This is a genomic window from Methylobacterium radiodurans (assembly GCF_003173735.1).
Classification (GTDB): Bacteria; Pseudomonadota; Alphaproteobacteria; order Rhizobiales; family Beijerinckiaceae; genus Methylobacterium; species Methylobacterium radiodurans.
In genome coordinates, this window is record NZ_CP029551.1 from 2,180,103 (window position 1) to 2,195,836 (window position 15,734).

At 72.0% G+C, this 15,734-nt stretch carries 19 protein-coding genes and 1 tRNA gene; 10 read left to right on the forward strand and 10 right to left on the reverse strand.

The features are described 5' to 3' along the window. Window positions 1-40: 40 nt before the first annotated feature. Both DK427_RS10005 and DK427_RS10010 read right to left on the reverse strand, forming a co-directional pair. Window positions 41-517: a hypothetical protein gene (locus DK427_RS10005; protein WP_245930872.1), complete on the reverse strand. Its 477-nt coding sequence runs from the start codon at window positions 515-517 to the stop codon at window positions 41-43. 184 nt (window positions 518-701) lie between these two features. Then, window positions 702-1,706 carry an extensin-like domain-containing protein gene (locus tag DK427_RS10010; RefSeq protein WP_109954091.1) on the reverse strand — a complete coding sequence of 335 codons (1,005 nt, stop codon included), beginning with the start codon at window positions 1,704-1,706 and terminating at the stop codon, window positions 702-704. Window positions 1,707-1,836: 130 nt separating this feature from the next. Here DK427_RS10010 and DK427_RS10015 point away from each other — a divergent pair, with 130 nt between their 5' ends. After that, on the forward strand, window positions 1,837-3,072 hold the full coding sequence (locus DK427_RS10015) for an amidase (protein WP_109951130.1): 1,236 nt from the start codon (window positions 1,837-1,839) through the stop codon (window positions 3,070-3,072). 21 nt (window positions 3,073-3,093) lie between these two features. Here the strand turns inward: DK427_RS10015 and DK427_RS10020 are convergent, their stop codons facing one another. Further along, the gene (locus tag DK427_RS10020) at window positions 3,094-3,717 is read right to left on the reverse strand and encodes a TetR/AcrR family transcriptional regulator (protein WP_109951131.1); all 624 of its coding nucleotides are present in this window, start codon (window positions 3,715-3,717) and stop codon (window positions 3,094-3,096) included. Window positions 3,718-3,724: 7 nt separating this feature from the next. Then, the gene (locus DK427_RS10025; protein ID WP_109951132.1) at window positions 3,725-4,198 is read right to left on the reverse strand and encodes a nuclear transport factor 2 family protein; all 474 of its coding nucleotides are present in this window, start codon (window positions 4,196-4,198) and stop codon (window positions 3,725-3,727) included. 154 nt (window positions 4,199-4,352) lie between these two features. Here DK427_RS10025 and DK427_RS10030 point away from each other — a divergent pair, with 154 nt between their 5' ends. Next, window positions 4,353-4,586 carry a hypothetical protein gene (locus DK427_RS10030; RefSeq protein WP_109951133.1) on the forward strand — a complete coding sequence of 78 codons (234 nt, stop codon included), beginning with the start codon at window positions 4,353-4,355 and terminating at the stop codon, window positions 4,584-4,586. A 67-nt stretch (window positions 4,587-4,653) separates the two neighbouring features. On the opposite strand, the gene DK427_RS10035 is transcribed toward DK427_RS10030, so the two are convergent. Then, on the reverse strand, window positions 4,654-5,028 hold the full coding sequence (locus DK427_RS10035) for a hypothetical protein (RefSeq protein ID WP_245930873.1): 375 nt from the start codon (window positions 5,026-5,028) through the stop codon (window positions 4,654-4,656). Between the two features lie 96 nt (window positions 5,029-5,124). Here DK427_RS10035 and DK427_RS10040 point away from each other — a divergent pair, with 96 nt between their 5' ends. Continuing rightward, window positions 5,125-6,063 (forward strand): LysR family transcriptional regulator, encoded by a 939-nt coding sequence (locus tag DK427_RS10040; RefSeq protein ID WP_109951134.1) that lies wholly within the window; start codon window positions 5,125-5,127, stop codon window positions 6,061-6,063. A gap of 3 nt (window positions 6,064-6,066) precedes the next feature. Here the strand turns inward: DK427_RS10040 and DK427_RS10045 are convergent, their stop codons facing one another. Continuing rightward, window positions 6,067-6,936 (reverse strand): hypothetical protein, encoded by an 870-nt coding sequence (locus DK427_RS10045; RefSeq protein WP_245930874.1) that lies wholly within the window; start codon window positions 6,934-6,936, stop codon window positions 6,067-6,069. A 241-nt stretch (window positions 6,937-7,177) separates the two neighbouring features. Here DK427_RS10045 and DK427_RS10050 point away from each other — a divergent pair, with 241 nt between their 5' ends. After that, entirely contained in the window at window positions 7,178-7,450 is a 273-nt protein-coding gene (locus tag DK427_RS10050) for an usg protein (RefSeq protein WP_109951135.1), read from the forward strand. A 48-nt stretch (window positions 7,451-7,498) separates the two neighbouring features. On the opposite strand, the gene DK427_RS10055 is transcribed toward DK427_RS10050, so the two are convergent. After that, complete coding sequence (locus tag DK427_RS10055; protein ID WP_109951136.1) at window positions 7,499-8,683, reverse strand: MFS transporter; 1,185 nt, start codon at window positions 8,681-8,683, stop codon at window positions 7,499-7,501. A 431-nt stretch (window positions 8,684-9,114) separates the two neighbouring features. Here DK427_RS10055 and DK427_RS10060 point away from each other — a divergent pair, with 431 nt between their 5' ends. Continuing rightward, entirely contained in the window at window positions 9,115-11,079 is a 1,965-nt protein-coding gene (locus DK427_RS10060; RefSeq protein ID WP_109951137.1) for an acyl CoA:acetate/3-ketoacid CoA transferase, read from the forward strand. Between the two features lie 29 nt (window positions 11,080-11,108). On the opposite strand, the gene DK427_RS10065 is transcribed toward DK427_RS10060, so the two are convergent. Beyond that, a complete protein-coding gene (locus tag DK427_RS10065) occupies window positions 11,109-11,420 on the reverse strand; it encodes a hypothetical protein (RefSeq protein ID WP_109951138.1) in 312 nt (103 codons plus the stop codon). 181 nt (window positions 11,421-11,601) lie between these two features. Here DK427_RS10065 and DK427_RS26260 point away from each other — a divergent pair, with 181 nt between their 5' ends. Continuing rightward, window positions 11,602-11,919 carry a hypothetical protein gene (locus tag DK427_RS26260; RefSeq protein ID WP_162559766.1) on the forward strand — a complete coding sequence of 106 codons (318 nt, stop codon included), beginning with the start codon at window positions 11,602-11,604 and terminating at the stop codon, window positions 11,917-11,919. A gap of 363 nt (window positions 11,920-12,282) precedes the next feature. Here the strand turns inward: DK427_RS26260 and DK427_RS10075 are convergent. Next, a tRNA-Thr gene (locus tag DK427_RS10075) sits at window positions 12,283-12,358 on the reverse strand. Window positions 12,359-12,557: 199 nt separating this feature from the next. On the opposite strand from DK427_RS10075, the gene DK427_RS10080 reads away from it, so the two are divergent. Genes DK427_RS10080 through DK427_RS10090 form a run of 3 tightly spaced genes read left to right on the forward strand, consistent with a single transcriptional unit; the run spans window position 12,558 to window position 14,163 of the window. Beyond that, window positions 12,558-13,058, forward strand: coding sequence for a tellurite resistance TerB family protein (locus tag DK427_RS10080; protein WP_109951140.1), 501 nt, complete (start codon window positions 12,558-12,560; stop codon window positions 13,056-13,058). Next, window positions 13,055-13,450, forward strand: a complete 396-nt coding sequence (locus DK427_RS10085) for a CidA/LrgA family protein (protein ID WP_109951141.1) — start codon at window positions 13,055-13,057, stop codon at window positions 13,448-13,450. The genes DK427_RS10080 and DK427_RS10085 overlap by 4 nt, the downstream gene beginning before the upstream one ends. Then, window positions 13,447-14,163, forward strand: a complete 717-nt coding sequence (locus tag DK427_RS10090; RefSeq protein WP_109951142.1) for an LrgB family protein — start codon at window positions 13,447-13,449, stop codon at window positions 14,161-14,163. Before DK427_RS10085 ends, DK427_RS10090 begins: the two co-directional genes overlap by 4 nt. A 123-nt stretch (window positions 14,164-14,286) precedes the next feature. Here the strand turns inward: DK427_RS10090 and DK427_RS10095 are convergent, their stop codons facing one another. Further along, window positions 14,287-15,381: an NAD(P)/FAD-dependent oxidoreductase gene (locus DK427_RS10095; RefSeq protein WP_109951143.1), complete on the reverse strand. Its 1,095-nt coding sequence runs from the start codon at window positions 15,379-15,381 to the stop codon at window positions 14,287-14,289. 87 nt (window positions 15,382-15,468) lie between these two features. On the opposite strand from DK427_RS10095, the gene DK427_RS26265 reads away from it, so the two are divergent. After that, entirely contained in the window at window positions 15,469-15,672 is a 204-nt protein-coding gene (locus tag DK427_RS26265; RefSeq protein ID WP_162559767.1) for a hypothetical protein, read from the forward strand. The last annotated feature ends 62 nt before the right edge of the window (window positions 15,673-15,734 follow it).

The window sequence follows — 15,734 nt, forward strand, 5'->3', positions numbered from 1 at the left end:
GACCCGTCCCCCCGGAGGTCGAAGCGCCGCGCCGGTGCGGTCAGGGCCGCGCCATCCGGCAGGCGGTGGCGTAGGCGTAGCTGAGGTCGCGGTCGAGCCCGTGGACGCAGAACTCCACGCCCCACTGGTCGCCGAGGAGGCCCAGGCTCTCGCGCACCGAGTAGTCGATCTTGCGGCGCACCCCATCCGAGGTCGTGGCCGTGGCCGAGCAGAAGCGGCGCGGGTAGTAGTCGAGGCCCCAGGGCCGCCACGCCGTGCGCTCGATCCGGTCGATCGCCACGATGGTGAGGGAGGAGTTCCAGAACTTTGCCTCCTTCTCGGCGAACCGGCTCGAGACCTTCTCCAGCACGCTCGGGTCCTGGCAGCCCGGGATGTCGGCGTTGAACGGGAAGGTGCGCTCCTCGGCGGGCTCGATCTCCTCGCGGGCCGAGCGGGCGAGCGCCGGCTGGGCGGCCGCGAGCAGCACGAGGCCGGCCCCGAGGGCGGCGCGCATCCGCGAGGGCGTGAACGCTGTCATGAGCGAGTTCCTGAGCGAGTTCTTGGGCGACAGGGGCCGCCTCGTCCGCTGGGTGTCGTGCATGCCGAGACGATGGCCGCGGGGGCGCGCAAGTCAAGCTTGCCCGCCGCGATACGGCTCGTGCGGCCGGACGTTTCGCGCCGCTGTGCGTCCGGGGGGTGACACCTCGCGCGTCGGCCGTGCCTCAGTAGAGCGGCCCCGGCGACAGGCCGGGCGGGCTGAGCGACAGCGGCACGTCGTCGCCGACGGGCTCGTCCGGCAGGGCTGAGGCCGTGCGCGGCGCCGGCGGCCGGGGCGCGAGCGGGCGCTGGGGTAGGGCCGAGGTGTAGGCGGCGGGCGCCTGATGGTGGACGGGCGCGCGGGCGACCTGCGTCGCGGACCGGCTCTGGGACATCGGCGTGAGGCCGTAGGGATCGTCCTCCTCGACATCGACCGGCGCCTGGGGCGGGGCGGGCTGGCGCGGCGGCGGCAGCGGGCGGGACAGCGGACGCGCGCCTCCGGCGCCGATCTGCGGCGTGAACTTGATCAGCGGCTGGCAGATCCGCCGCAGCCCGCGCGGGTCGTGCCGGGCGAGGTCCACGTGGATGTGGTCGTAGTGGAAGACGTTCGAGCCGGGCGCCAGAACCGTGGTGAAGCGCTGGCAGGCGCCGAGGAAGACCTCGCGCAGGAAGCCCTGCTCGGCCTCGGTGCCGCGCCAGCCGCCCTTGACGGTGATGACGTAGCCGTCCGCCAGCTTGAAGGACATGATGTCGACGGCGTTGCCGAAGGAGTGCTCAGAGAGCTTGGCGCCCGCCTGGTTGTTGCGCCCGCGGCAGGCGTAGGAGCCGGCGTTGATCTCGGCGACCGGCTGGCCGAAATAGAGCTCGGCCGCGGGCTGGATCGTGTCGGCGAGCCAAGCCTCGGCCTCCGAGAGCGCCGGGCAGGCCAGCGTCATGCGCTGCTTCAGCACCACCGTGCCGTTGCCGAGCCGGGTTACCCGGAAGGGCTGCTGCATGCCGCAGGGACCGGGCCCGTCGATCTCACGCGCCGGCGTGATGAACTCGGTCGTGGTGACCAGCTTGCGGGACAGACACATCTGCTCCGCCTGATCGCGCCAGGGGTCGCGGCGCTCGAACTTGTTGAGCGCACAGCCGGTGAGCCCCGCGCCCGCGAGCGCAAGGGCGGAGAACGCGAGAACGCTACGCCACATGATCCGGACGATGCGCACGAGTCCGTAAAGCCTTCGTCAACGATGCGCGGCGGACGCGCGGAGCGGATTCCGGCGGCCCATGCGCCGCGCGGGCGTTGACAGCGACGGTGCCGGATCGGACTGGTATGCCATGCTCTCGCTCGTCGACATCCGCACCCGCATCGAGGCCGGCACGCTCACCCCCGAGGGGGCCGTGCGGCTGTCCCGCGATGCCATCGCGGCGCGAGAGCCGGCGGTCGGTGCGCTGGCCTACATCGCGGAGGCGCCCGCCATCCCGGCGGAGGGGCCGCTTGCCGGCATCGCGGTCGGCGTGAAGGACATCATCGACACCGCCGATCTCGCCACCCAGATGGGCTCGCCGATCTACGCGGGCTGGCGCCCGAAGGCCGACGCCGCGGTGGTGAGCCGCCTGCGGGCGCTCGGCGCCTGCGTGCTCGCGAAGACTACGACCTCGCCCTTCGCCAGCATCGATCCGACCGAGACGCGCAATCCCCACGATCCGGGGCATACGCCCGGCGGCTCCTCGGCGGGCTCGGCCGCGGCGGTCGCCGCCGGAATGCTGCCGCTGGCGCTCGGCACCCAGACCGGCGGCTCGGTGATCCGGCCCGCCAGCTTCTGCGGCTGCGCGGCGATCAAGCCCTCGTTCCGCCTGCTGCCGACGGTCGGCGTGAAGACCTTCTCGTGGGCGCTCGACACACTCGGCCTGTTCGGCGCGGGCGTGCGCGACCTCTCCTACGCGCTGGCCCATCTCGCCGGGCGGCCAGAGATCGACGGTGCGGCGGCGTCCGCCAACCCGCGGATCGGCCTCGTGCTGCAGGATTTCGCGGGCGCCGCGGAGCCGGAGGCGCAGAGAGCCCTGGAGGCCGCCCGCAGCGCCGCCGAGCGCGCGGGGGCCCGCGTGAGCACGGTCGCGCTGCCCGACCCGCTGCCCGAGGCCTGGGCGCTCCACCGGGTGATCCAGGATTACGAGGGCCGTCAGGCGCTCGCCTGGGAGATCGCCGCCCACCGGGCGGAGCTGCCCGCGACGGTCGGTGGCCATCTCGACGCGGCCGCCGCCATCACGGCGGCGGAGTACGACGCGGCGCGCCGCTGCGCGCACCGCTCGCGCCGGGTGCTGAAGGACCTATTCGGGGATTTCGACGCGCTTCTCACCTACTCGGCCGCGGGGCCGGCCCCGGCCGGCCTCGGTGGGACCGGTGACCCGCGCTACAACCGGCTCTGGACGCTGATGGGCGTCCCTTGCGTGAACGTGCCGGTGCCGGGCGACGGCCTGCCGGTCGGCGTGCAGGTCGTCGCCCGCTTCGGCGACGACGGGCGGGCGCTCGCCGTCGCGCGGCTGATCGAAGGGGCACTCGCGCGCGGCTGATATCGGGCGGCTGAGGCCGGTTCATGCCGTCCGCGCCATCGCCGCGTCCAGCCGCTTCCCGAGCCTTCTCAGGGTGCGGCCGAACAGATCCGGGTCCTGCAGCGCGCTCGCCGTGACGAGCGCGCCCTGAATCGCCGTCACCGCATCCTCGGCGAGGTCGAGGGCGTCGGCGCGCGGCGCGCCGGCCCGCTCCAGGGCGTCGGCCAGGGCGTCCCGCCACGCCGCGAAGTAGGCGTCGATGCGGCGGGCGAAGCGGTCGCGCACGGCGCCGAGCGCGAAGGCGCCGACGAGGCATACCCGGCGTCCGGAGCGGAAATAGGCGTCGCTCGCCGCGAGCATCGCCCGCACGGCCCGCGCCGGGTCCGGGTCCTCGCGCAGCGGCCGGAACATCTCGGCCTCGAACCAGGCCTCGATCGCGTCGAGGACGCGGGCCGCCATCTCCTCCTTGCCGCCCGGAAAGTGGTGGTAGAGGCTGCCCTTGCCCAGGCCGAGGCGCGCGCCGATCAGCGCGAGGCTCGCGCCCTCGAAGCCGTGCTCGCGGAACACCTCGGCGAGCGCCGGGACGAGGTCGTCGCGGCTCGCCGCGGCGCTCCGGATCCTGTGATCCGGGGATCCCGGGTCAGGATCGGAGTCCGGGGCCGCCATCGGCGGCTCAGAGGCCGAGATCGCTCAAGGACGGATGATCCGCCGGGCGCGGGCCGGAGCGGTCCCAGCGGAACAGCCGCTCACCCTCGCCGATCGGGAGGTCGTTGATGCTGGCGTGCCGCGCGCGCATCAGGCCGTTGCCGTCGAAGGCCCAGTTCTCGTTGCCGTATGCGCGGAACCATTGCCCCGCCTCATCGTGGAACTCGTAGGCGAAGCGCACCGCGATGCGGTCCTCCGTGAAGGCCCACAGCTCCTTGATCAGCCGGTACTCGTGCTCGCCCGCCCATTTGCGCGCTAGGAACTCGACGATGGCCGGGCGTCCCTGGAAGATCTCGTGGCGGTTCCGCCAGCGGCTGTCCGGCGTGTAGGCCAGCGCGACCTTCTCGGGCGAGCGCCCGTTCCAACCGTCCTCAGCGGCGCGCACCTTTCGGATCGCCGTCTCGCGGGTGAAGGGCGGCAGGGGCGGGCGGCTCTCGGACATCGGCACCTCGACGAATCTCTGTACCGATCGGTACAGGTTGGCGGCGGCCGGGTCAATGGGGACACGTCCGGCCTTCCCGTCCGTCGTCGCCGGAACGGCGCCGTACGCGCCCCGGTTGGCGGAACGGGGCACATTGTCAGGAGGGAGGCCGCGCATGGCCGGCGAGAAGCCGCACGGCGACAAGACCCACGCCCAACAGCAGCGCATCATCGAGCACAAGGACGGGCCGAACGTGCCGACGGGCGGCGGCGAGCGGATCCGCAACAGCCCGCCGCGGGAGCCGCGCAGCACGTCGCAGCAGGAGAGCCGCGACCACCACAAGCACAACAATCCCGGCCAGGAAGGTCACCGGCCGCAGACTCACAGCCCGGCCGAGGAGAGGCACTGAGAGAAGCACCGAGACCCGCCGCGCCGGCCCGCGCCGCATCGCGGCACGGGCCGGCGTGGCCGGCGGCTCAGTCGAGGGCGGCGGCCTGCCGGAGGTCGCCTGTGCGGCGCGCTCTCACCTGCACGCTGTCGCCCACACGGGCGATCTCGATCGCGTCCGTCGCGTCGCCCGGCGCGCGGGGCGTCGAGAGGGTCATGCTCTGGTCGGCGCCAAGCACCGCCTCGAAGCGCATGGCCGGTGCGGCCGCACGGGGCGCCAGGGTCACGACCACCCGGTAGCCCCGCGCCTCGGGCGTGTAGTAGGCCACGCCCGAGAGCGAGCCGAGATCGATGCTGGCGGCACCGCCCGGGCCGATCTCGGCGGCGCCCGCCGAGCCAAGGCCGACGCCGAGGAGGATGGCGGCCGCAAGCGCGGTCTGGAAGATCATCTTGCGAACGGTCATGGTTCCGGTCCTACCTGAAAGGGCGGGGCCCTCTGCCCCGGCGATGGAGCGGATGTATTTTGCGCTGCGTCATTTGCCAAACCGATCGCGTTGCTAATGACTATTGATCATGTCGATCTAGCGCGGGTCGATCTGAACCTCCTCGTCGCCCTCGACGCGCTCCTGGCCGAGCGCAGCGTCACCCGGGCGGCGGCGCGGATCGGGCTCGGCCAGTCGGCGATGAGCGCGACGCTGGCGCGCCTGCGCCGCCTCTTCGACGACGAGCTGCTCACCCGCTCGCCCGAGGGGATGCGCCCGACGCCCCGGGCGCTGGCGCTGGCCGAGCCGCTGCGCACCGCCCTGCGGCAGGTCCAGGCCCTGGTGCGCCGGAAGGAGGCGTTCGATCCGGCGACGGTCGACCGCCAGTTCACGATCAGCCTGCCGGACAGCACGGAGGTACTGCTGGGCCCGCGCCTGCTGGCCTATCTGCGGGCGGAGGCGCCGGGCGTGCGGCTTCTCCTGCGCGGCTTCGACCGGACCACGATGCTCGACGACCTCGACACCGACCGGATCGATCTCGCTATCGCGCTGGCGCCGGAGGGCCAGCTCCACCATAAGACGCGGCTCCTCTACCGCGACAGCTACGTCTGCCTCTTCGACAAGGCTCAGGTCGGGCTGGAGCCGCCGATCTCGCTGGAGGACTACCTGCGCTTCCCCCACGTGCTGACCAGTCTGCGCGGCACCGCCCACGGCGTGGTGGACGACGCCCTGGCCGAGCGCGGGCTCGGCCGGACGCTCGCGGTGACGACCCCGCGCTTCCTCGCGGTGCCCTTCCTCGTCCGGGGCGCGCCGGTGATCACCACAATGCACGCGCGGCTGGCCCACTATTTCGCGAACGCGCTGGGGCTGACCGTCAGCCCAGTTCCGGTCCCGCTCGCCGAGGTCGCCGTCTCGATGGTGTGGCACGCCTCCTACGACGACGACCCCGCTCACCGCTGGCTGCGGCAGGTGCTGATCCGTCTCGCCGGCGAGACGCAGGAGGCCGAGAGCTTGTAGCCCTCAGTACGGCACGCCCGTCGAGGATCCGGCGGGCGGCTGGATCGGGATCGGCTCGGGTTCGGCCGGGCGCGGCGTGCGGGCCGGTGCGGCGCGCGGCTGCGGCGCGGGGGCCGCTCCGCGCGGGCCGGGCGGCCCTACGGGCCCCGCGGGCCCACGCGGACCGGGCCGGCCGGCCGGACCCGGTGGCCCTGCGGGGCCGGGCTCGCCTCTGGGTCCCGCTTCGCCCTGAGGCCCCTGTTCCCCGGTCTCCCCACGGGGCCCGGGCGGTCCCGACGGTCCGATGGGCCCCGAAGGTCCCGCAGGGCCCGGCGTGCCGGGCTCGCCGCGCGCTCCGACCGGACCGGCCGGTCCTGTCCCGCCCGGCGCGCCAGCCGGGCCGCGCTCGCCAGGGGGGCCGCGCTCACCGGCAGGACCTGCCGCTCCCTGGGTACCCGGGGCACCTTGCGCGCCGGGCGGACCCTGGGGGCCGGGTGCGCCCGGAGGACCGGCCGGACCCGGCGGCCCGGGCGGCCCCGCGACGGTGCTGGCTGCGGGCGCCGGGCCGGGCGGACCCTGCTGGCCGCACTCGCCGACCACGGCGCGCTGCTCCTGCTGGCGCACCCGCAGGGTCACGATGCAGCTCGCCGGATGGTAGATCAGCCGGAACTCGAAATTGCCGCGCCCGTCCGAGCGTCCGGTGAACCGCCCGTCCAGGCTGATCTCGGCGTCGGTCTCGTCGGTCGAGCCCAGCACCCAGAGTTCGCCCCCGGTGATCTTGGCGGCCGAGATCGCGATCTCGGCGCGCGCCGCCCCGGGGACGAGCGGTGCCGCGAGCGCGCCCGCGAGCAGCAGCGACCGGCCGAGCGCCGCGCGTGCCAAGCCGTCTGCCAAGCCCCGACCTCCGGTTAACCCCGCGCAGAGTGCCGTGATTCCGAGCCGGGCGGAAGCTGCGCCCGGGTCGCGCCGCAGAACCGGTGTGGATGGCGCGCCGGCCGCGACGCGGACCTTGGCAGCAATGCCGGCAAACGAGTGCTAAGCTGTTGTAAGGAAAACAGTAATCGTTGCGGCGTCCTCTTGATCGAGACGCGGCTCCGGGTCAAGCTCGGCCGGTCGGATTTGGGAGCGAGGATCCATGAGCGTGTCGTCCGCCTTTCGTCGCCAGCTCGAGGGCTACAGCCTGACCACCGCCGAGATCCTCTACCGGATGCCCGACCATCCGCACCTGTTGCAGAGCTTCGTCTGGCAGAACCACGACCTCTGCCCGGGTTTCCCGGAGCTGCGGCGCTTCCTCGCCTTCTGGCGGGACTCGATCGAGGGGCAGGTCCACGCCGTGCGGGTCGCCCACAGCCGCCTGATCCGACCGGCGGAACTGCGCACGGTCAACGGCGAGTTCCATCTGCACTGAGGCATCTGCACCGAGGCATCTGCACTGAGGGATGTCGCGCAGGACATCCTACGCAGCGTGGGGCGCCGGCTTCGCCAGGAGGTGCGCGGTCGCTAAGCCGAGAAGCAGGATGGCGACCCCGCAGGCGGCGAGCGCCCAGAGCTGGCCGACCGCCTGGAGCGCGCCGCCGATCAGCGCGACGCCGAGCGCCTGCCCGCAGAAGAACGAGAAGGCGTGCAGCGCCACCGCAGAGGCGCGGGCCTGCGGCGCCACCTCGGTCACCTGCACCTGATAGGTGTTGTGCAGCATGTAGAAGCCGAGCCCCATCGCCACCATCGCGGCGCAGTCGGCCTGCCAGGTGCCGGCGAGCCCGATGGTCAGCAGGGCGCCCGCGCAGGTCGCGCCACCTGCCGCCAGCATGCGCAGGCCGAGCAGGCGCACCAGAACCCCGACCAGGGCCGAGTAGATCAGGCTGCCCACCGCGAAGCCCGCGAGCACCAGCCCGGCCTCGCGCGGGCCGCCCTCGCCGCGCGCCTCGATCAGCGGCGCGAGGTGCGGGAAGATGCCGAACACCGCGATGGCCTCGATGAAGACGGCCGAGAACAGCACGCGCGCCCGCGGGTTGGCGACGATGGCGCGGTAGCGCACCAGCGCCGTGCGGAAATCCGGCCGGCGCGGGGCGCCCGCCAGACCGCGCTCGAACCCGAAGCCGGTCGCCACAACGGCGACGAGGGCCCCCAGCGCCGTCGCGGCGAAGACGCCGCGCCAGCCGATCTCGGCCTCCAGCAGGCCCGCGAACGTCGAACCCGAGAGCTGCCCCAAGACGATCGCCACGAGGAACCGACCGATCGCGACCTGGCGCCGCTCCATCGGCACGCGGTCGCCGAGCAGCGCCAGCGCCAGCGGCACCACGCCGCCCGCCGCCGCGCCCGCCAGCATGCGCAGGCCGAACAGCAGGTCGATCTGCGAGACCAGCGCGCAGGCCCCGAGCGCTGCCGCCAGCACGGCGAGGCAGGCCGTCATCACCCGCTCCTTGCCGAGCGCGTCGCCGACCGGGCCGAGCACGGGCTGGATCAGCGCGTAGGGCAGCGCGAAGGCGGTGGAGAGCAGGGCGGCCCGGTGCGGGTCGCTCGCGAGGTCCCGGGCCAGCACGCCGACGAGCGGCTCCACCGAGCGGCCCGCGAAGGTGCTGGCGAAACCCGCCACCGCCAGAACGAGGATCAGGCGGGTGGTCGAGCGGGATGCGGGCGTCATGCTCTCACGGGCGTTCGCGGCCCGGGCGCTCCGGACCGGCCGGCAGCGTTACGCGCGGTGCCGGCCGCTGGATAGGTCCGTCCGGACAAGCTCTGGCACGATCGACTGGAATACCAGATACAGGAAAATGGTGCGGTGCAGTCATCGCTCAGGGAAATTCAAAGGCTTCCCAAATAATCTTCGGTTGCAGGGGTTCGGTCGCCGCTCGTACTCTGCACAAGACTGGCTCGACCGAATCCGCATCGGGATCCGCGTTTTCGCGGGGCCCGCGGCTTCGAAGCAACAGGCGCCGGCCGCGCCGCGCCCCCGCACGCGCGCGCCGGCAGCCCGAGCCCGCCGGCAGCGCCGAGGGAGACCCGCCAAGGGCGACCTGGGGAGGAGCGGCCGTCAACGACCTCCGAAGGGGGCGGCAGGGACGGACAACGACGCCCATGAAGAAGAACAAGGTCATTTCCGCCGACGAGGCCATCGCCCTGATCCGCGACGGCGACGTCGTGACCACGACGGGCTTCGTCCAGAGCTGCATCCCGGAGGCGCTCCACGCCGCGTTGGAGAAGCGCTTCGTCGACAGCGGGGCCCCGCGCGACCTCACGCTGATCATGACGGCGGGGGCGGGCGACAGCAAAGGGCTCGGCACCGGCCGCCTGCACCATGACGGGCTGCTGCGCCGGGTGATCGCGGCGAATTTCGGCCGGATGCCGAAGGTCGCCCAGGCCGCCCAGGAGAACAAGATCCTCGGCTACAACCTGCCTCAGGGCGTGATCTCGCAGCTCTACCGCGCCTGCGCGGCCGGCCAGCCCGGCCTGTTCACGAAGGTCGGGCTCAAGACTTACGTCGATCCGCGCCACGGCGGCGGGCGCGTCAACACGGTGACCCGGGACGAGATCGTCAAGCTCGTCGAGGTCGATGGCGAGGAGTGGCTGTTCTACACCGCCACCAAGATCGACGTGGCCTTCATCCGCGGCACCTCGGCGGATCCCTCCGGCAACCTCTGCATGGCCAAGGAGGCGCTGACGCTGGACAACCTCGCCCAGGCGATGGCGGCGCGCAACAACGGCGGCATCGTGATCGCCCAGGTCGAGCGCATCGTCGAGCAGGGCTCGATCAAGCCGAAGGACGTGCGCGTACCCGGCATGCTCATCGACTGCGTGGTGGTGGCCGAGCCCGAGCAGCACCGGATGAATTACGGCGTGATGCACGACGCTGCGCTCGCGGGCGAGATCCGCGTGCCGGTCACCGGCATCAAGAAGATGTCGCTGTCCGAGCGCAAGATCATCGCCCGGCGGGCGAGCTTCGAATTGCCGCCGAACGGCGTGGTCAATCTCGGGGTGGGCGCGCCCGAGGGCATCTCCTCGGTCGCGGCGGAGGAGCAGGTCACCCCCTTCATCACCCTGACGACGGAGGCGGGCGCGGTCGGCGGCGTGCTGGCCTCCGGGTCGAGCTTCGGCGCGGCGACCAACGCCGACTGCATCATCGACCAGAACCAGATGTTCGACTTCTACGACGGCGGCGGCCTCGACATGACCTGCCTCGGCATGGCCGAGTGCGACGGGGCGGGCAACGTCAACACCAGTCGCTTCGGCGGGCGCCTCAACGGCTGCGGCGGTTTCATCAACATCTCGCAGAACGCCCGCAAGGTCGTCTTCGCCGGCACCTTCACGGCGGGCGGCCTCGTCACCAAGGTCGAGGACGGCCGCCTGCGCATCCTGCAGGAGGGGCGTCAGCGCAAGTTCGTGGCCCAGGTCGAGCAGAACACCTTCAGCGGCCCCTTCGCGCAGGAGCGCGGCCAGCCGGTGCTCTACGTGACCGAGCGCTGCGTCTTCAACCTGACGAAGCGCGGGCTCGAACTGATCGAGGTGGCGCCCGGCATCGATATCGGCCGCGACATCCTCGCTCACATGGACTTCATGCCGGTGATCGAGAACCCGATCCCGATGGACCGGCGCATCTTCCGCGACGAGCCGATGGAGCTCCTCGCCGATCTCCTGAACCTGAACCTCGCCGAGCGGGTGAGCTACGACAAGGACCGCAACCTGCTCTTCGTGAACCTGGAGGGCTGGCAGGTGCGCTCGAAGGGCGACATCGACGCCCTGCGGCAGGTGCTGGAGACCGCCTGCCTGAAGGCCGGCCAGCGGGTGAACTCGGTGGTCAACCACGACGGGTTCCGCATCAGCGAGAACCTCTACGACGCCTACGCGGAGATGATCGAGTATCTCTGCGCCTACCACTACCTGACGACGACCCGCTACGCGACGAGCGCCTTCCTGCGCCTGAAGATGCAGGAGGCCTTGAGCAAACGGGGGCTCGCCCCTCACATCTTCGAGCGCAAGGAGGAGGCGCACGCCTATCTGGAGCAGGAGGAGCGCCGCGGCAGCCTCACCGCGTCCGCGGCCTGAGGGACCCGGCCTGCGCGCAGCCCGACTTCTCAGGAGGGCCGGGCTTCGCTCCTCAGGCGTCCGACGAGCGCCCACCAGGGCCGTGGCGGGCGCGCCACCAAGATGACGGCCGGCGCCTGTGCGGCCTCGACCGCCTGTTGCAGCGTCGCGCGCTGCCGCAGCAGGGTGGCCTGGACGCGGTTCATCGCCGTGATGGTGCGCCCGGCCATCAGCAGGTGGCCCTCCGGGGCGCCCTGCTCGGCCAGGGCCCGGTAGCCTGCCTCGGCGCGGGCCATGAGCCGACGGCCTTCCTCGATGTAGCGGTCGATCTCTGCGGTGGCGGAACTCGGGCTGGGGTCCATGAGCGCCTCCGGTCCGATGCGGCTCCTGTACCCCGGAGCGCTCGCGTCGTTCGAGAGGATAGCGAGATCAGCAGCGCCGCGCCGACGCGTCAAGGTCTGAATCAAGTCAGAGCAAGATATCGCGCGCTCGTGATGACCGGCCTATGCGCAAATCTACGCTGCATACAAAATAAGGCGGCGGATGCCGGGGCATCTTTATCAGATGATCGTCCCAGGATCGTCACGCTTCATCCGTTCGGGTCATGCGGTGCTGAAGCGAATCGTGCATCCTCCTCTCATCGTCATCTCTGGAGTGACGCGCATGTCGAGGCTCGCTCTCTTCCTCGCCGCCTTCGCGCTCGCCACGGCCGCGTTCTGGCTGACGATTCTGACCGATCCGCCCGTCTCCGAGGCCGCCCCGCAGATCGCCGCCGAATCGGCGGGGGCGGCCACCCCGCTCTCGCGGGACCGGTTCGTTCCCGAAGAGCTGTGCGGCCGCTTCGGCGACTGTCCGCGCTGACGGGTTCGAGGCCGAAAGCGCCAACGATACCCTGGCCGGGGCGTTCTCCGCCGGAGAGGGCGCGTCTCGGCGCAGGTGATCGCGTCGAAACGGCTAGCGCCGCGTGCAACGCCACCCCAAAATCACCCTGCACGATGCGTGCCCAAGTGCATGTCTTCACCCCCCTCGGCAATCTTGCTTCACCGAAATCGTTTTGGGCGACCTCGCGCCAAAATCGAAGCAGCGGAGCCGAGCCGGGAGGGGGATGGAGCGTTGAGGACGACCGTAGGCCGCTTCAGAAAGCGTCGGGTTTAGGCGCTAGCGCTGCACTTCCCATGCACTTCCCAGGCAAGATTTGGGGCAAGCGTAGGAGGTGCTAAGTGGTGGTGCCGCAAGAGGGATTCGAACCCCCGACCCCCTCATTACGAATGAGGTGCTCTACCAGCTGAGCTATTGCGGCGGCACGGCAGCCAAGAGGCGATCCGCGCGGTGGAAGGCTCTTAGCCGCCCCGACTCCGCTTGGCAAGATGGGCTTCACCGGCATCGCGGGCCGCTGCCGCACTGCAACGCTGGGGGTGCAGGGCGCCCATGTTTCGGGACTGGCTTGACCGCGCCGGGGTGGCCCGGAACTGTGGCAGATCCGTCCTCGGGGGTCTACGATGCCGCTCCTCGCACGTCTGCGCGCTTACGCCGCCGAAGCTCTCGGCGTGGCCGGGAGCGCGGAGCCTGTGGACGACACGCATCTGGCCGCGACCGCGCTCCTCGTCCACGTCGCCCGTGTTGACGGTGTTCTCGCGCCCGCCGAGTCGGACCGCCTCGCCCGCCTCGTGCAGGGCCGCTACGCCGCCGATCCGGAGGCGGCCCGCGCCCTGGTCGGCCGAGCGAGCGCCTTCGATGCGGAGACGCGCGACGTCGCCGACCTGGTGGAGATGATCCCGCACGGGATGGACGAGATCGAGCGTGAGCGCCTCCTCGCCATGGCTTGGGCGGTGGCGGGCGCGGACGGCGAGGTCGGCGAGTTCGAGGAGGCGCTCGTCTGGCGGCTGGGTGCGCTGCTCGGCCTCGACGAGGCGGCGATCGCGCGAGCACGCACCTGCCGGACACCCGACGGCGTGACACCGGACCGCATCACACCCGATGGCTCGGGCGCCGCCCGATGATCGCGAGCCTCACCCTGATCCTGCTGGCGCAGCTCGCCGGCGAGGCGCTCGCCCGCGGGGCAGGCCTGCCAGTGCCGGGCCCCGTCATCGGCATGGCGCTGCTTCTCGCCTTCCTCGTCCTGCGTGACCGGGGTCCGCGACCGCTGCTCCGGCTGATGCCCAAGCCCCTCCTCGACGGGACGCTGGAGGGAACCGGAAGAGGCCTCCTGGCCAACCTCTCGCTGATGTTCGTGCCGGCGGGCGCCGGAATCGTCGGGCGGCTCGACGTGGTCCAGGCGCAGGGCCTCAAGCTCGCCCTCGTCATCGTGGTCTCGACCGGCGCGGCGCTCGTCGCGACGGTTCTGGCCTTCGTCGGCATGCAGCGCCTGCTCGACCGGGGTCGCGCCCGGTGAGCGACGATTTCGCTCTCTGGGTCTACCTCTCGCACACGCCGCTGCTGTGGCTGACGGTGACGCTCGCCGCCTATCTCGTGGCCGACCGGATCTCGATCGCGACCGGGCGCCACCCGGTAGCGAACCCGGTGCTCATCGCCATCGCGATCACGGCCTGCGTGCTGAAGTTCACCGAGACGCCGTATCCGACCTATTTCGCGGGCGCGCAGTTCGTGCACTTCCTGCTGGGGCCGGCGACCGTGGTGCTGGCGCTGCCGCTCTACGAGCACCGCGCCACGGTGTTGCGCGCGGCCCTGCCGATGCTGGCCGCGCTCTGCGCCGGCTGCGCCACCGCCCTCGCCACCGCGGTCGGCCTCGCCCGGCTCCTGGGCATCCCGGAACCGGTCATCGTCTCGCTCAGCCCGAAATCCGTGACCTCCGGCGTCGCCATGGGCATCTCGGAGGCGCTCGGCGGCGACCCGACGCTCACTGCCGTCCTGGTGATGACCACCGGCATCGTCGGCGCCATCTTGGTCACGCCCCTGATGCAGCTCATGCGCATCCGCGACATGCGCGCCCGCGGTTTCGCGGCGGGCCTTGCGGCCCACGGCGTCGGCACCGCCCGGGCCTTCCAGGTCAGCGAGGTCGCCGGCACCTTCGCGGGCATCGCCATGGGCCTCAACGCCTTCCTGACCGCGATCGCGGTGCCCCTGGCGCTCCACGTCCTCACGTAACGGGTTTCCCAAGGGTCCCCGACCCTTGGGCGGGGTTTCGGGGCGGCGCCCCGCGGTGGCTTTGCCACGCCACCAGGGCTCCGCCCTGGACTCGCGAAAGGCCTCGGGCCTTTCGAAACCGGCTCAGGCCTCGAGCCTGTCGGCGACGTCTTCGGCGAGCGACAGGCTCGCGGTGAGGCCGGGGCTCTCGATGCCGAACAGGTGCACGAGCCCGGGCAGGCCGTGCTCGGCCGGGCCGTCGATGCGGAAATCCTGCGCTGCCTCACCAGGGCCGGAGAGCTTCGGACGGATGCCTGCGTAGTCCGCCACCAGGGCGCCATCCGGAAGACCGGGCCAGTATCGCCGGATCGCAGCGTAGAACGCCGCGCCGCGTTCGGGATTTACCCGGTAGTCGAGGCTGTCGGTCCACTCGACATCGGGCCCGAAGCGCATCCGCCCGGCGAGATCGAGGGTGAGATGGATGCCGAGGCCGCCCTCGACGGGCGCAGGATAGATCAGGCGGCCGAAGGCCGGCCGGCCCGAGCAGCCGAAATAGTTGCCGCGGGCCAGCACCAGGGGCGGCACGCGCTCCGCCGGGTAGTCCTCGGTGGCGCGGGCCAGCGCCTGGGCCCCGAAGCTCGTCGCGTTGACGACCGCGTCGCACGGGTAGGTGCCGGGGTCCGCGCCGCCGAAATGCGCGACCCAGCCGGCTGGCCCGCGCACGAGGCGTTCCACCGGAGTGCCGATGGCGAGCGCACCGCCGTGATCCTCGATCTCGCCGAGCAGCGCCAGCATCAGGCCGTGGCTGTCGACGATGCCGGTCCGGGGCGAGTGAAGCGCCGCCGTGCAGGCGAGGTTCGGTTCGAGGCGCCGCGCCTCCTCGGCGTCGAGCAGGGCCAAATCCTCGACGCCGTTCCGCTCGCCCTGGTCGCGGATCGCCGCGACCTTGGCCGCCTCAGCCGCGTCGGTGGCCACCACCAGCTTGCCGCAGGCCCGGTGATCGACGCCGCGGCTCGCGCAGAAATCGTAGAGCATCCGCCGGCCGGCCACGCAGTGGCGGGCGCGCAGCGACCCGGTCGGGTAGTACAGCCCGGCATGGATCACCTCGGAATTGCGCGAAGAGATCCCGGTGCCGAAGGCGTCTGCTGCCTCCGCCACCACGACCGCGTGGCCGCGCAGGGCAAGCGCCCGCCCGACTGCCAGGCCGACCACGCCTGCCCCGACCACCAGAACGTCCATGCCGACCTCCGAACCGAGCCGTGACATGCCGGAGCCGGCGGCGGCAACCCCGCCGCTCAGGCGCGCCACCAGCCATTGTGCGGCCGCGTGGCGCGGCTCGATGTGGTCGGTGTTGGTTCGCAGCTGGGGCCTGTCGACTCGGGCATCCGCCCTTTCACGGCCGTCGCGTGGCCGTCACGCGTGACCGCGCTGTCCTGGATCGACAAGCAGGAGACCCAGCACGTCGTGCCGCGGGCCGGCATTGCGCCGAAGGCGGCAGGGGAGGGCGGTTCCGATCCGGTGGCGTCGTAACCTCCCGCCCCTGGCGGCAAGCGCGGCGGTACGGTACGCCTCTTGCTGACAGGTTGCGGACG

Coding starts and splice junctions, on each gene's coding strand:
- DK427_RS10005 (WP_245930872.1), bottom strand. CDS start 517: ATGACAGCGTTCACGCCCTCGCGGATGCGCGCCGCCCTCGGGGCCGGC.
- DK427_RS10010 (WP_109954091.1), bottom strand. CDS start 1,706: ATGTGGCGTAGCGTTCTCGCGTTCTCCGCCCTTGCGCTCGCGGGCGCG.
- DK427_RS10015 (WP_109951130.1), top strand. CDS start 1,837: ATGCTCTCGCTCGTCGACATCCGCACCCGCATCGAGGCCGGCACGCTC.
- DK427_RS10020 (WP_109951131.1), bottom strand. CDS start 3,717: ATGGCGGCCCCGGACTCCGATCCTGACCCGGGATCCCCGGATCACAGG.
- DK427_RS10025 (WP_109951132.1), bottom strand. CDS start 4,198: ATGTCCGAGAGCCGCCCGCCCCTGCCGCCCTTCACCCGCGAGACGGCG.
- DK427_RS10030 (WP_109951133.1), top strand. CDS start 4,353: ATGGCCGGCGAGAAGCCGCACGGCGACAAGACCCACGCCCAACAGCAG.
- DK427_RS10035 (WP_245930873.1), bottom strand. CDS start 5,028: ATGACCGTTCGCAAGATGATCTTCCAGACCGCGCTTGCGGCCGCCATC.
- DK427_RS10040 (WP_109951134.1), top strand. CDS start 5,125: ATGACTATTGATCATGTCGATCTAGCGCGGGTCGATCTGAACCTCCTC.
- DK427_RS10050 (WP_109951135.1), top strand. CDS start 7,178: ATGAGCGTGTCGTCCGCCTTTCGTCGCCAGCTCGAGGGCTACAGCCTG.
- DK427_RS10055 (WP_109951136.1), bottom strand. CDS start 8,683: ATGACGCCCGCATCCCGCTCGACCACCCGCCTGATCCTCGTTCTGGCG.
- DK427_RS10060 (WP_109951137.1), top strand. CDS start 9,115: ATGAAGAAGAACAAGGTCATTTCCGCCGACGAGGCCATCGCCCTGATC.
- DK427_RS10065 (WP_109951138.1), bottom strand. CDS start 11,420: ATGGACCCCAGCCCGAGTTCCGCCACCGCAGAGATCGACCGCTACATC.
- DK427_RS26260 (WP_162559766.1), top strand. CDS start 11,602: ATGCCGGGGCATCTTTATCAGATGATCGTCCCAGGATCGTCACGCTTC.
- DK427_RS10080 (WP_109951140.1), top strand. CDS start 12,558: ATGCCGCTCCTCGCACGTCTGCGCGCTTACGCCGCCGAAGCTCTCGGC.
- DK427_RS10085 (WP_109951141.1), top strand. CDS start 13,055: ATGATCGCGAGCCTCACCCTGATCCTGCTGGCGCAGCTCGCCGGCGAG.
- DK427_RS10095 (WP_109951143.1), bottom strand. CDS start 15,381: ATGGACGTTCTGGTGGTCGGGGCAGGCGTGGTCGGCCTGGCAGTCGGG.